General features: G+C 36.1%; 25 protein-coding genes and 1 pseudogene. All 26 read right to left on the reverse strand.

Translation table 11 applies throughout. The annotated features are described in order from the left end of the window. Window positions 1–8: 8 nt before the first annotated feature. The gene (rpmJ, locus tag ACP5QL_RS03290; protein WP_012548601.1) at window positions 9–122 is read right to left on the reverse strand and encodes a 50S ribosomal protein L36; all 114 of its coding nucleotides are present in this window, start codon (window positions 120–122) and stop codon (window positions 9–11) included. Next, a complete protein-coding gene (infA, locus tag ACP5QL_RS03295) occupies window positions 112–363 on the reverse strand; it encodes a translation initiation factor IF-1 (protein WP_012583367.1) in 252 nt (83 codons plus the stop codon). Before infA ends, rpmJ begins: the two co-directional genes overlap by 11 nt. A gap of 16 nt (window positions 364–379) precedes the next feature. Then, the gene (gene map, locus ACP5QL_RS03300) at window positions 380–1,132 is read right to left on the reverse strand and encodes a type I methionyl aminopeptidase (RefSeq protein WP_272995077.1); all 753 of its coding nucleotides are present in this window, start codon (window positions 1,130–1,132) and stop codon (window positions 380–382) included. Then, window positions 1,129–1,776 (reverse strand): adenylate kinase, encoded by a 648-nt coding sequence (locus ACP5QL_RS03305; RefSeq protein WP_012583365.1) that lies wholly within the window; start codon window positions 1,774–1,776, stop codon window positions 1,129–1,131. Before ACP5QL_RS03305 ends, map begins: the two co-directional genes overlap by 4 nt. Beyond that, the gene (gene secY / locus ACP5QL_RS03310) at window positions 1,773–3,032 is read right to left on the reverse strand and encodes a preprotein translocase subunit SecY (protein WP_012583364.1); all 1,260 of its coding nucleotides are present in this window, start codon (window positions 3,030–3,032) and stop codon (window positions 1,773–1,775) included. Before secY ends, ACP5QL_RS03305 begins: the two co-directional genes overlap by 4 nt. Then, window positions 3,032–3,478: a 50S ribosomal protein L15 gene (rplO, locus tag ACP5QL_RS03315; protein ID WP_272995075.1), complete on the reverse strand. Its 447-nt coding sequence runs from the start codon at window positions 3,476–3,478 to the stop codon at window positions 3,032–3,034. Before rplO ends, secY begins: the two co-directional genes overlap by 1 nt. Next, the gene (gene rpsE, locus ACP5QL_RS03320; RefSeq protein ID WP_012583362.1) at window positions 3,475–4,005 is read right to left on the reverse strand and encodes a 30S ribosomal protein S5; all 531 of its coding nucleotides are present in this window, start codon (window positions 4,003–4,005) and stop codon (window positions 3,475–3,477) included. The genes rplO and rpsE overlap by 4 nt, the downstream gene beginning before the upstream one ends. Before the next feature lie 16 nt (window positions 4,006–4,021). Beyond that, window positions 4,022–4,390 (reverse strand): 50S ribosomal protein L18, encoded by a 369-nt coding sequence (rplR, locus tag ACP5QL_RS03325; RefSeq protein ID WP_012583361.1) that lies wholly within the window; start codon window positions 4,388–4,390, stop codon window positions 4,022–4,024. Window positions 4,391–4,405: 15 nt separating this feature from the next. Further along, window positions 4,406–4,948, reverse strand: coding sequence for a 50S ribosomal protein L6 (gene rplF / locus ACP5QL_RS03330; RefSeq protein ID WP_012583360.1), 543 nt, complete (start codon window positions 4,946–4,948; stop codon window positions 4,406–4,408). A gap of 15 nt (window positions 4,949–4,963) precedes the next feature. Continuing rightward, window positions 4,964–5,359 (reverse strand): 30S ribosomal protein S8, encoded by a 396-nt coding sequence (gene rpsH, locus ACP5QL_RS03335; RefSeq protein WP_012583359.1) that lies wholly within the window; start codon window positions 5,357–5,359, stop codon window positions 4,964–4,966. 11 nt (window positions 5,360–5,370) lie between these two features. Further along, the gene (locus ACP5QL_RS03340; protein ID WP_012583358.1) at window positions 5,371–5,556 is read right to left on the reverse strand and encodes a type Z 30S ribosomal protein S14; all 186 of its coding nucleotides are present in this window, start codon (window positions 5,554–5,556) and stop codon (window positions 5,371–5,373) included. 26 nt (window positions 5,557–5,582) lie between these two features. Then, window positions 5,583–6,122 (reverse strand): 50S ribosomal protein L5, encoded by a 540-nt coding sequence (rplE, locus tag ACP5QL_RS03345; protein ID WP_012583357.1) that lies wholly within the window; start codon window positions 6,120–6,122, stop codon window positions 5,583–5,585. Between the two features lie 19 nt (window positions 6,123–6,141). Then, window positions 6,142–6,459, reverse strand: a complete 318-nt coding sequence (gene rplX, locus ACP5QL_RS03350; protein WP_012583356.1) for a 50S ribosomal protein L24 — start codon at window positions 6,457–6,459, stop codon at window positions 6,142–6,144. A gap of 12 nt (window positions 6,460–6,471) precedes the next feature. After that, entirely contained in the window at window positions 6,472–6,834 is a 363-nt protein-coding gene (rplN, locus tag ACP5QL_RS03355; protein ID WP_012583355.1) for a 50S ribosomal protein L14, read from the reverse strand. Then, window positions 6,815–7,153, reverse strand: a complete 339-nt coding sequence (gene rpsQ / locus ACP5QL_RS03360; protein WP_012583354.1) for a 30S ribosomal protein S17 — start codon at window positions 7,151–7,153, stop codon at window positions 6,815–6,817. The genes rplN and rpsQ overlap by 20 nt, the downstream gene beginning before the upstream one ends. Window positions 7,154–7,171: 18 nt before the next feature. Further along, window positions 7,172–7,375 (reverse strand): 50S ribosomal protein L29, encoded by a 204-nt coding sequence (rpmC, locus tag ACP5QL_RS03365; protein WP_012583353.1) that lies wholly within the window; start codon window positions 7,373–7,375, stop codon window positions 7,172–7,174. A gap of 1 nt (window position 7,376) precedes the next feature. Continuing rightward, window positions 7,377–7,796 (reverse strand): 50S ribosomal protein L16, encoded by a 420-nt coding sequence (rplP, locus tag ACP5QL_RS03370; RefSeq protein WP_272995069.1) that lies wholly within the window; start codon window positions 7,794–7,796, stop codon window positions 7,377–7,379. After that, on the reverse strand, window positions 7,783–8,520 hold the full coding sequence (rpsC, locus tag ACP5QL_RS03375) for a 30S ribosomal protein S3 (protein WP_012583351.1): 738 nt from the start codon (window positions 8,518–8,520) through the stop codon (window positions 7,783–7,785). Before rpsC ends, rplP begins: the two co-directional genes overlap by 14 nt. Window position 8,521: 1 nt before the next feature. Then, window positions 8,522–8,866, reverse strand: a complete 345-nt coding sequence (rplV, locus tag ACP5QL_RS03380; RefSeq protein WP_012583350.1) for a 50S ribosomal protein L22 — start codon at window positions 8,864–8,866, stop codon at window positions 8,522–8,524. Between the two features lie 15 nt (window positions 8,867–8,881). Further along, a complete protein-coding gene (rpsS, locus tag ACP5QL_RS03385) occupies window positions 8,882–9,166 on the reverse strand; it encodes a 30S ribosomal protein S19 (RefSeq protein ID WP_012583349.1) in 285 nt (94 codons plus the stop codon). Window positions 9,167–9,180: 14 nt separating this feature from the next. Next, complete coding sequence (rplB, locus tag ACP5QL_RS03390) at window positions 9,181–10,023, reverse strand: 50S ribosomal protein L2 (RefSeq protein ID WP_012583348.1); 843 nt, start codon at window positions 10,021–10,023, stop codon at window positions 9,181–9,183. Between the two features lie 13 nt (window positions 10,024–10,036). Continuing rightward, entirely contained in the window at window positions 10,037–10,324 is a 288-nt protein-coding gene (gene rplW, locus ACP5QL_RS03395; protein WP_012583347.1) for a 50S ribosomal protein L23, read from the reverse strand. Continuing rightward, window positions 10,321–10,950: a 50S ribosomal protein L4 gene (gene rplD, locus ACP5QL_RS03400; RefSeq protein ID WP_272995065.1), complete on the reverse strand. Its 630-nt coding sequence runs from the start codon at window positions 10,948–10,950 to the stop codon at window positions 10,321–10,323. The genes rplW and rplD overlap by 4 nt, the downstream gene beginning before the upstream one ends. Before the next feature lie 15 nt (window positions 10,951–10,965). After that, window positions 10,966–11,613, reverse strand: coding sequence for a 50S ribosomal protein L3 (rplC, locus tag ACP5QL_RS03405; RefSeq protein WP_012583345.1), 648 nt, complete (start codon window positions 11,611–11,613; stop codon window positions 10,966–10,968). A gap of 14 nt (window positions 11,614–11,627) precedes the next feature. Further along, window positions 11,628–11,948 carry a 30S ribosomal protein S10 gene (gene rpsJ, locus ACP5QL_RS03410; RefSeq protein ID WP_012583344.1) on the reverse strand — a complete coding sequence of 107 codons (321 nt, stop codon included), beginning with the start codon at window positions 11,946–11,948 and terminating at the stop codon, window positions 11,628–11,630. An 18-nt stretch (window positions 11,949–11,966) separates the two neighbouring features. Beyond that, window positions 11,967–12,359 (reverse strand): annotated as a pseudogene (gene tuf, locus ACP5QL_RS03415) (elongation factor Tu); the annotation flags it as partial.

Genomic DNA, 12,359 nt, shown 5'->3' on the forward strand with positions numbered 1-12,359 from the left:
AACACCTCCTATCCTTGTTTCTGCTTATGTCTTGGATTCTCACATATTACAAAGACTCTACCGCCTCTTCTTACTATTTTACATTTTTCACATATCTTTTTTACTGAGGATCTAACCTTCATCCTTATTACCCTCCTTATTAGTATATCTGTATATGATTCTGCCCTTAGAAAGGTCATATATGGATAATTCTACTTTTACTCTATCACCAGGCATTACCCTTATAAAATTCATTCTCATCTTACCAGATATATAAGCCAAAATCTCTAAACCATTATCTAATTGTACTTTAAAAGTTGCATTTGGCAAGGCCTCTTTTACCGTACCAGTCACCTCAATTACCTCTCTATCCTTTTTATCCATATGGCCCTCCAATCTTCTACTCCATTGTTAATACAAGAGGTCCACTTGGAGTTATTGCTACAGTATGCTCAAAATGAGCTGCCAATCCACCATCTTTAGTAACTGCAGTCCATCCGTTTTCAAGGATTTTTACCTCATAACTTCCTGTCACTACCATAGGCTCAATAGCAATAACAAGTCCCTCTTTTAATATAGGCCCCATTCCAGGAGGACCATAGTTTAATACATTAGGAGGCTCATGTAAACTTCTACCTATACCATGTCCAACAAAATCTCTAATCACATTAAACCCGTTCTTCTCTACATACTCCTGAATTGCCCAGGAAATATCAGAAAGCCTATTACCTACTTGTGCCTTTGTAATACCTCTCCATAGTGCTTCTTCCGTAACTTGAATCAATCTCAATCCTAAAGGAGATACTTCGCCTATAGGATAAGTCTTAGCTGCGTCTAAAAAAAACCCCTCATATTCTATACCTATGTCTATGCTAACAATGTCTCCCGATTTTATATATTTATTTTTACTTGGTATGCCATGAACTACCTCTTCATTTATAGAAACACAAATAACTTCAGGATAACCTCTATATCCTTTAAAGGCAGGTTTAACATCATAATTCTTCATCAGTTTTTCTGCAATCCTTGCTAAGTCATATGTAGTCATTCCTTCTTTTAATTCCTTTTCCATATCTTTTAATATTTTTGCTAATATCTTTCCTCCTGCTTTCATTATTTCAATATCTTCCTTATTCTTAAGCAAAATATTCATTCGTTAATCACCTTTAGAATTTCTTTTAGTACTTCTTCTCTCTCTTTTTCGGCATTAATAGTATACATAATATCCTTATTCTTGTAATAATCAATTAAGGGTTGCGTTTCTTTATAATAAGTTTCTAATCTTTGTTTTATAACTTCGGGTTTATCATCGCTTCGTTGATATAATTCTCCCCCACATATATCACAAATACCATCTTTCTTAGGAGGCATGGATATTAAATTGTATATTGCTCCACAATTTTTACAGACTCTTCTTGCAGAAAGCCTTCTAATTACTAACTCATCAGGAGCATCAAGATAAATTACTTTTATGTCTGCATTTTTCTCCTTTAAATACTTTTCTAACATCTCTGCCTGCAGAATCGTTCTTGGAAATCCATCTAAAATAAAACCATTTTTACAATCCTCTTTATCTATTCTATCTTTTACTACTTCCCAAACCACCTCATCAGGAACTAACTTTCCAGCATCTAAATAGCTTTTTACTTTAATTCCCAAATCAGTTTGATTTTTAACATGTTCTCTAAAAATATCACCTGTAGAGATATGAGGAATGTTCAAAATCTGACTTACTTCTTTAGCATGAGTACCTTTACCCGCACCTGGAGGTCCTAAGAAAATTATTGCTTTCATCATCTTAAAAACCCCTCATAACTTTTCATTATCATTTGAGCTTCTAAGGTTTTTATAGTCTCAAGGATTACTCCGACCATAATCAATATACTTGTTCCACCAAGCTGAAACTCCGTTACTCCAGTTAGCCTTTCAATAAAAGTAGGAAGCAATGCAATAATACCAAGAAAGACACCACCAAAAAAGTTTAAACGATTTAAAGTCTTTGCAAGATATTCTTCAGTAGGCTTTCCGGGCCTAACTCCAGGAATAAATCCTCCATACTTTTTAAAATTCTCTGCAAGATCTGCAGGGTCAAAAACTATAGAGGAATAAAAATAAGTAAACCCCAAAACTAACAGAAAATATATTATGGGATATAAAACAGAATTAGGAGAAAAGATACCAAGAATTGCTTTCAGCCAACTAACCTTAGCTACAGGGATAAAAGTTTGAGGTACCATTAAGATGGTTATTGCAAAGATTATTGGTATAACTCCAGCTTGATTCAGCTTTAAAGGAAGATAAGTGCTCTGCCCTCCATAAACTCTTCTCCCTACTATTCTACGAGAATACTGAACTGGAATTCTCCTCTCTGCGCTTTCCTCCCAGACAACTCCAATTATTATAAGGATTAATAAAGCAAAGAATGCTATTACGTTAAGTATTCCAATTTCACCCCTACTGAGCAGCGCAAAGGTCCTAGCAAGATCTGTAGGAAAACGGGCAACTATGGATGTCAATATTAAAAGTGAAACTCCATTTCCTATACCATATTGGGATATTTGCTCTCCAAGCCACATAATAAAAGTACTTCCAGCAGTAAGAGTTATTACGCTACTTATGACGTAAAGTGGGCTCAAGCTAGGGATTACTTTGAAATTATGCATAAATATAGTTAAGCCAAAAGCTTCTATAGCAGCAAGAAGAACTGATAAATTTCTTGCATATCTTGTTAATTTCTTTCTCCCATCTTCTTCCTTTTTTAATTCAGCTAAGGAGGGAAACACCGCAGTTAAAAGCTCCATCATAATGGAAGCATTAATAAATGGAATAATTCCCATGGAAAAAATTGAAAAACGAGAAAGGGCTCCCCCTGTAAATAGATCCAAAAAGCCCAAAGCTCCTTGGCTCCTAAAGAGGTTAGCCAATGCTACTCTATCTACTCCTGGAACCGGAATATGAGCTCCCAATCGATAAACGGCAAAAATAAAAAGAGTAAATAATATTTTTTTTCTTAAATCAGGTATTCTAAAAGCTCTAACCAAAGTATCAAACACTATTCAATCACCTCAGCTTTTCCGCCCACACTTTCAATCTTCTCACGGGCTTTTTCAGAAAAAGCATGTGCTTTTACAACAAGAGGTTTTGTCAATTCACCATCTCCAAGAATTTTTACCCCAAATCCTATTTCTTTTATAATTTTTCTTTCTAAAAGAATATTAGGATCAACTACTTCATTTGCCTCAAATTTTTTCTCTAAAGTAGACAATTTCACTACAGTATATTTTCTTCTGGGAGCTCTTGGGATACCTTCCATCTTTGGAAGACGTCTTGTAAGAGGAGTTTGGCCACCCTCAAAACCAGGTCTTACACCATCTCCTGTTCTCGCATTTTGTCCACTCATTCCTCTTCCAGCATACTTTCCAGAGGCTGCATAACCACAGCCAACTCTCTTAGGCTTCTTTCTGGAACCTAATTTAGGTTTTAATTCAAACAGTTTCAATTTTCTCCCTCCTCATTTCCCTTACTCTCAGTCTTTAAGCCGATTATTTCATTAATTCTCTTATCTCTCATCTCAGCTACTTCAGGGAGAGATCTCAACTTTTTAAGAGCCTCAAAAGTTGCCTGAGCAAGATTTACAGCAGTAGTAGAACCGAGAGCCTTTGCTAAAACATTTTTGATTCCAGCAAGTTCTAATACAGCCCTTGCTGCTCCTCCTGCTATCACACCTGTACCAGGAGCTGCAGGCTTAAGTAGTATTTTAGAAGCACCTAATTTGCCTACAACCTCATGAGGAATAGTACCCTTACTTATAGAAACCTTAACAGCATTCTTTTTTGCTTTTCTTATAGCTTTTCTAATAGCATCAGGAACCTCCGCAGCTTTTGCTATTCCAACCCCAACTGTTCCTTGTTCGTCTCCTACCACTACTAGAGCCCTAAATCTTAAGTTCTTACCTCCAGCAACTACTTTTGCTACCCTTCTTATCTCAATAACCCTTTCTTTTAATACCGGTTCTAACTCTTTCAAGGTTTTCCCTCCTTTTTTAGAATTCAAGTCCTGCAGCCCTTGCACTATCGGCAAGAGCTTTTACCTTCCCATGATATAAAAATCCACCTCTATCAAATACAACCCTTTTAATGCCTTTTTCTAAAGCTCTCTTAGCTATAACCTCACCTACCAATTTTGCTGCTTCTATATTTTTAGTAGATTTCAACTGACTCCTCAATTCCTTTTCTAAAGACGAAGCTGCAACTAAAGTATGCCCTTTTGTATCATCAATAATCTGAGCATATATATATCTTAAACTTTTATAAACTGCTAACCTGGGCCTTTCTGGAGTACCTGTTATTTTTTTTCTGATTCTTAAATGTCTTATTCTTCTAAGCTCTTTCCTAGATCTTTTTATAATCATACCCTGTCAAACCTCCTATTTTTTACCTGCTTTACCAGCTTTTTGCCTTATCTTCTCGCCTTCATATCTTATTCCTTTGCCTTTATAAGGTTCTGCAGGCCTTACACTCCTAACAATAGCTGCAAACTGTCCTACAAGTTCCTTGTCAATTCCCTTAACACTAATTTTAGTATTATCTTGAACCGACACTGTTAACCCTGTAGGAATTTCTAACTCTACAGGATGAGAAAAACCTACTTCCAAAACAAGTTTATTACCTTGAACTCTTGCCCTATACCCTGTTCCTTGTAATTCCAATCTTTTTTCAAATCCTTGAGTCACACCTAATACCATGTTATTAATTAATGCTCTTGTTAGACCATGCAAAGCTTTCACAAATTTCTCATCGTTAGGCCTTTCTACAACTATTTGGTTATCAACTTTTTTAATAGTCAGTAAAGGACTAAAAGTTTTTTCAATCTGTCCTAAGGGTCCCTTTACTGACACACAATTTCCGTCTTTTATTTCAACTTGTACATTTTGTGGTATCGGAACTGGCTTTCTTCCTATCCTAGACATAATTTATTCCTCCTTCTACCATACCATACAAATAAGTTCTCCGCCAATACCTAAAAGCCTTGCCTCTTTATCCGTCATTATACCTTTAGAGGTAGATAAAATAGCAATTCCAAGTCCACCTAACACCCTTGGAATTTCTTCTTTATTCACATAATATCTTCTTCCCGGTTTACTTACTCTTTTAACATCTTGAATTACAGGAGTTTTACCTTTATATTTTAGATAAACTCTTATGTATTTTTGAGGTATTTCTCCAATAACCTCATATTTAGCAATATACCCTTCTCTTAAAAGAATTTCTATGATCTTTTCCTTCATTTTAGAGTAAGGAACATCTACAGTAGGATGCCTTCGCATATTAGCATTCTTTATTCTAACCAGCATATCAGCAATAGGATCTGTTACAGTCATAGCAACCCTCCTTACCAACTTGCTTTCCTTACACCTGGTATTTCACCTTTTAGAGCCAACTCCCTAAAACATAAACGGCACAACCCAAATTTTCTAATATAACCTCTTGGTCTTCCACAAATTCTACATCTATTATACTCTCTTACTTTATATTTCTTAGGCTTGAGCCACTTTACTATTTGAGATTTCTTTGCCACAATAACCTCCCTCGCTTTTCATTATTTTATTTTTTAAAGGGCATTCCTAAAAGAGCTAAAAGCTCCTTAGCTTCTTCGTCAGTTTTAGCAGTAGTAACTATAGTAATATCCATACCTCTAATCCTATCAATCTTATCATATTCAATCTCTGGAAAAACCAACTGTTCTTTTAAACCTAAAGAATAGTTTCCTCTCCCATCAAAGGAATTAGGAGAAACTCCAGAGAAATCCCTTACCCTGGGAAGAGCAAGATTTATTAACTTATATAAAAAGGCGTACATTCTTTCTCCTCTTAAAGTAACTTTTAATCCAATAGGCATTCCCTTTCTTAAATGGAAATTAGCGATAGATTTACGTGCTTTTCTTACAATAGGTTTCTGCCCTGTAATTATTGCTAAATCTCTTGCCGCAGCCTCTATTGCTCCAGGATTTTGGACAGCCTCGCTCACGCCAATATTAACTACAATTTTCTCTATCTTAGGTACAGCCATTGGATTTTTATATCCAAACTTCCTCATCATTGCAGGGACTACTTCTTTAATATATTTCTCTCTTAAAACCTCCATACTAATCTTCCTCCTTCAATTAGACCCGATCAATGATTTCCTTACATTTAGAACAGACCCTTACTTTTCTTCCATCTTCAAGAAAAGTGTGTTTAACTCTTGTAGGTTGATTACAATGTGGACATATTAACATTACTTTACATCTATATAGAGGAGCTGGTTTTTCTATAATTCCACCTTGTCTCATTTTTGCTGTAGGTCTTGTATGTTTTTTAACAATGTTCACTCCTTCTACTACAACCTTCTCTTCTGAAGGAAGAACAGAAATAACCCTTCCTCTTTTCCCTTTATCTTTACCAGAAATAACTAATACTAGATCTCCCTTTTTGATATCCATATTACTTCACCTCTATATAACTTCTGTTGCTAAAGAAATAATCTTCATAAAGTTCTTGTCTCTGAGCTCCCTTGCAACAGGACCAAAGACTCTTGTCCCTCTTGGATTTCCTTCTTTATCTATAATCACTGCAGCATTATCATCAAATCTCACACAAGAACCATCCTTCCTCTTAATAGTTCTCTTCGTTCTTATAACCACAGCATAAACCACATCACCTTTTTTTATGTTAGAACGTGGAACTGCTTCCTTAACACTAGCAACAATAATATCCCCTACTTGGGCAACTTTCTTTTTCCCAAGTATTCTAAAACACATTATTTCTTTTGCACCAGTATTATCTGCAACAACTAACCTAGTTTGAGGCATTATCATTTATATCACCTACCCCAACTGTAGTTTCATTATTTTCCAAGTTTTCTTCTTCAGAAATAGTTGGAGCTATTTCTCCCCTCTTTATGATTCTGACTAATCTCCACCTCTTCTCCTTAGAGAGAGGTCTTGTCTCTCTGATAAGAACAATATCTCCTTCTCTAGCTTCTTGATGTTCATCATGAGCCTTATATTTTTTTCTTCTCGTTACAGTCTTTTTATATAAAGGATGAGTATAGGTTTGCTCTACCAAAACCACAATAGTTTTTTGCATTTTTGCACTTACTACTTTTCCTATCATCTCTTTCCTATTACTTCTCATGAACATCTCTCCTTAAATTTAAGATTTTTTTAACTCTCTCTCACGAAGAATAGTAAGGATACGAGCAATATCCTTTCTAACTGCTTTTATTCTATGGGGATTAGTAAGTCCTCCTGTTGTCTGCTGAAGCCTCAAATTAAAAAGCTCCGCTCTTAAATTTTTAAGTTCTTCCAGAAGTTCTGAATCAGTTTTTTCTCTTAGCTCAGAAGTTCTTCTTGCCATATCACTCACCACCTATTTCTCTTGTTACAAGCCTAGTTTTAATAGGAAGTTTACTACCAGCAATTCTAATGGCTTCCATAGCAACCTCTTTAGATACTCCTCCAATCTCAAATAGTATGGTTCCTGGTTTTACCACTGCTACCCATCCTTTTACATCTCCTTTTCCTCCGCCCATTCTACTTTCAGCTGGTCTTGCAGTTACCGATTTATCAGGAAAAATCCTAATCCAAACTCTACCATTTTTCCCTGCATGTCTTGTTAAAGTTCTTCTTACAGCCTCTATTTGTTCACTGGTAATCCAAGCAGGAGCCAAAGCTTGAATACCATAATCCCCAAAAACCACACGATTTCCCCGTGAGGCTTTTCCTTTCATTCTCCCACGATGTTGCTTTCTATATTTTACTCTTTTAGGCATCAACATCGTAGTTCACCTCATCTTTCTCGTAAAGATCTTCATCCTCTATCTTCTTTGGTACAGCCTTTTCAGGAAGCTCTTGAATAGGTTCTTTATGTAACTCTGGAACATCGCCTTTATATATCCAAACTTTAACCCCTATTACACCCGATATAGTAAAGGCTTCTGCAAAACCATAATCAATATCCGCAGTCAAGGTTTGTAAAGGTATTCTCCCTTCCCTAAACCATTCAGAGCGTGCAATTTCAGCACCATTCAATCTACCGCTGCACATAACCTTTACGCCTTTGGCTCCAGCTCTTAATGCCCTATTTATTGCCTGTTTCATAGCCCTCTTATAATTAATTCTCTTTTCAATTTGAGTAGCGATATTTTCCGCAACAAGTTGAGCATCTAACTCTGGATTCTTGACCTCTTGAACATTAACAAATACACTCTTGTTTGTTAATTTAACCAAATTCTTTCTTATATTTTCTATCTCGCTTCCTCCACGTCCGATCAACATTCCAGGTCTTGCAGTATGTATAGTAATATCCACTCTATTAGCTGCTTTTCTTTCAATTTCTATCAATGAAATTCCAGCTTGGTAGTAGTTTTTCTTAATGTAATTCCTTATAGCCCAGTCCTCATGTAGTAGGGAGGAATAATCAGACCTTTCAGCATACCAGTGACTTTTCCAATCCTTAGTTATACCCAACCTAAATCCATAAGGATGTGTTTTCTGGCCCATTTTATTCTTCCTCCTTCTCCTTTACATAAATGACTATATGGCTATTTCTAATTTGTATAATATCAGCTCTTCCTCTTGCCCTAGGATTTAATCTTTTCCACCTAGGACCCTCATTTACAAAGGCTTTAGATATATAGAGTCTATCAGCTCTTAAACCATAATTATGTTCTGCATTAGCCTTTGCAGATCTAAGACATTTCAATATTAAACGAGCAGATTTATGAGGAAGATTTTCTAATATTGCTTCTGCTTCTTCTACCATTTTCCCTCTTACAAGATCAATAACTCTCCTTGCTTTATAGGGAGAGACTCTTAAATATTTACTTTCTGCTTTTACTTCAATCATAAAAATCTAACCTCCCTATTTAATAGCCGTAATACGAGCTGTTGGTATTCTGTGTCCTGTAAATGTCCTGGTTGGTGCAAATTCACCGAGCCTATGTCCTATCATATTCTCTGTAATATAAACAGGTATATGCTTTCTACCATTATATACAGCAATAGTATGTCCTACCATTTCTGGTACTATAACTGATCTTCTTGACCAGGTTTTAATTATCTTCTTTTCTCCTTTTTCATTTAGCTCTCTAATCTTTTTAAGTAGCTTAGGATCTACATAAGGACCTTTCTTAAGTGAACGACCCATGTGCTCCTCCCCTTTTACTTCTCTTTTTTATCATTTGCTCTTTGAATTATAAATCTGTCTGAGGGTTTTCTCTTCTTTCTTGTCTTATATCCAAGGGTAGGTTTGCCCCATGGAGTTAGAGGACTTGGATGCCCTATAGGAGCCTTACCCTCACCGCCACCGTGAGGATGATCCACAGCATTCATTGCAGAACCTCTAACATGAGGTCTCCTACCCAACCATCTACTCCTTCCTGCTTTTCCTAAGGAAACATTTTGGTGATCCACGTTACTCACTTGACCAATAGTAGCTCTACAATTTAAGTCAAATAACCTTATTTCACCCGAAGGAAGCCTCACATAAGCCCACTTGCCTTCCTTACCGAGAATCTGAGCTGCTGTTCCCGCAGCCCTTACCAATTGCCCACCCCTTCCAGGATAAAGCTCTAAATTATGGATTAGCGTACCATCAGGTATATTCTTTAAGGGCAAATTATTCCCAACTTTAATATCCACATTTTCTCCAGACATGACAATATCTCCAACCTTTAACCCCTCTGGAGCAATAATATATCTCTTCTCGCCATCAGCATAATGTAGTAAAGCGATTCTTGCAGTACGATTAGGATCATACTCTATACTTGCAACTTTAGCAGGAATATTATCTTTATCTCTTCTAAAATCAATAATTCTATAAAGTCTTTTATGCCCACCACCTCTAAATCTAGTGGTTACATGTCCAAAATTATTCCTACCACCACTTTTCTTAAGTGGCCTTAATAACGATTTCTCTGGTTCTTCTTTTGTTATTTCAGAGAAATCAGGCAATATTAAATGTCTTAATCCGGGCGTAATTGGTTTAAACTTTTTAAGACCCATATCTTTCTACCTCCTATACTCCACTGATAAGCTCTATTTTATGACCCGGCTCCAAGGTAACTATAGCTTTCTTTTTAGTAGAAGTGAATCCTTGAGAGATTCCTAATCTTCTCTTTTTAGGTTTTTCATTAATAACTGCTACACTTTTTACCTTTACTTTAAATATTTCTTCTACAGCTTTTCCTATTTCTATTTTATTTGCATTTCTATCAACCTCAAACACATATTTGTTTTGTTTGGCAAGATTAAGGCTCTTTTCTGTTAATATAGGTTTTAAAATTATAGTATAAGGATCTCTCATTTCAAAAATGCCTCCTCTAAGACTGGTATCGCATCAACAGTAAGTATAAGATAATCATATTTTAGCAAATCATATACATTTAAAACTGACGCTATCATTGTCTTAACTCTTTCAAGATTCATTGCCGCTTTTTTTAAGTTCTCATCCTTAGTTGGAACGCCTATAAGTACCTTTGAATCAGCTAAACCAAAATTATTTAAAATATTCACTAACTCCTTAGTTTTAGGTTGAGGTAATTCAATTTTATCCAAAATAATTAAATTATTCTCTTTAAGTTTAGTAGATAAAGCAGATCTTATAGCAAGTCTTCTCATCTTTTTAGGAATCTTATAAGAATAATCCCTTGGCTTTGGACCAAAAGGTCTTCCACCACCAACCCAATGAGTAGCTTTTCTATCTCCTTGTCTTGCATGCCCTGTACCTTTTTGAGGCCAAACTTTTCTACCACTTCTATTTACCTCACCTCTTCTTTTAGTAGAATGAGTCCCTTGTCTTCCATTAGCAAGATGCATAACAACACAGGTATAAAAAAGATCAGGCCTTCTTTCCACGCCAAAAAGTTCTTCCTTTAATTCTATCTCTCCAACTTTCTCTGCTTTTTGGTTATATACAGGTACTTGTATCATATCCTTATCCCCTTCCTAGGCATTTAATTTCTTAACAGCCTTTCTAATAATCAACAAATTCCCAGTAGGACCAGGAACAGCACCTTTTACTAGGATGAGATCCTTTTCTTTATCTACCTTGACAATTTTTAAATTTTGAACGGTTATGGTCTCATTACCCCACCTACCAGCCATCTTTTGACCCTTCATCACATGTTGGACACCACCAGCACCAATTGAAGCTCTTCTTCTATGGAACTTAGAACCATGTGACATTCTTCCTCTCGAGAAATTCCATCTCTTTATGTGCCCAGTAAAACCATGACCTTTACTTTTGCCAGTAATATCTACAAACTCACCTTCTTGAAAGATATCAACTCTTATTTCCTGCCCCTTTGTATAATCGAGAGGATTCTTTACTCTTACTTCTTTTATAATTCTAAAAGGTGGAAGTCCTAATTTTTTAAATATACCAAGCTGAGGTTTATTGAGCTTTGACTCCTTACAACGTTCAAAACCTAATTGGATAGCATCATACCCATCTTTTTCCTTTGTTCTCACATTAAGCACAAGACAAGGTCCCCCTCTAATAACAGTAACAGGGACCATCTCACCATTTTCAGTAAATATTTGAGTCATTCCAATTTTTCTTCCTAATATTGCCTTTGTCGTAGGAGCTGCCATAGCGTTTCCCCTCTCTATGTTTTAATTTCAACTTCAACACCAGCTGGAAGCTCTAAATTCATTAAAGCTTCCACTGTCTTTGCTGTTGGTTCAATAATATCTATTAGTCTTTTGTGTATTCTTATCTCAAAATGTTCTCCTGAATTCTTATTAACATGAGGAGAACGAAGTACCCAATATCTCGTTACTTTAGTAGGAAGAGGGATGGGACCAGAGATCTTAGCCCCAGTCCCTCTTACTGTATCAATAATCTTTTTAGTAGAAAGATCAAGAACTCTATGATCAAATGCCTTTAATTTTATTCTTATCTTTTGTTTTTCCAGATAACTACTCATATCCCTTAATCGCCCCCATTATTCAATAATTTTAGTTATGACACCTGCACCAACTGTTCTTCCACCTTCTCTTATAGCAAACCTTAAACCTTCCTCTAATGCTACTGGCTTGATTAATTTTATCTCCATCTCTATGTTGTCCCCTGGCATCACCATCTGTACACCCTCTGGCAATTTTATCTCCCCTGTTACATCTGTCGTCCTAAAGTAAAATTGCGGCTTGTATCCACTGAAAAAGGGCGTATGCCTCCCTCCTTCTTCCTTCTTCAATACATATACCTGCGCTTTGAAATGTGTGTGGGGCTTTATAGTACCCGGCGCCGCTACTACTTGCCCCCTCTCTACTTCGTCTTTGTCTATCCCTCTTAATAGTATCCCTATGTTATCCCCTGCTATCGCTTCATCTAATTG

This window comes from Dictyoglomus sp. (assembly GCF_049968615.1).
Taxonomy (GTDB): domain Bacteria; phylum Dictyoglomota; class Dictyoglomia; order Dictyoglomales; family Dictyoglomaceae; genus Dictyoglomus; species Dictyoglomus turgidum.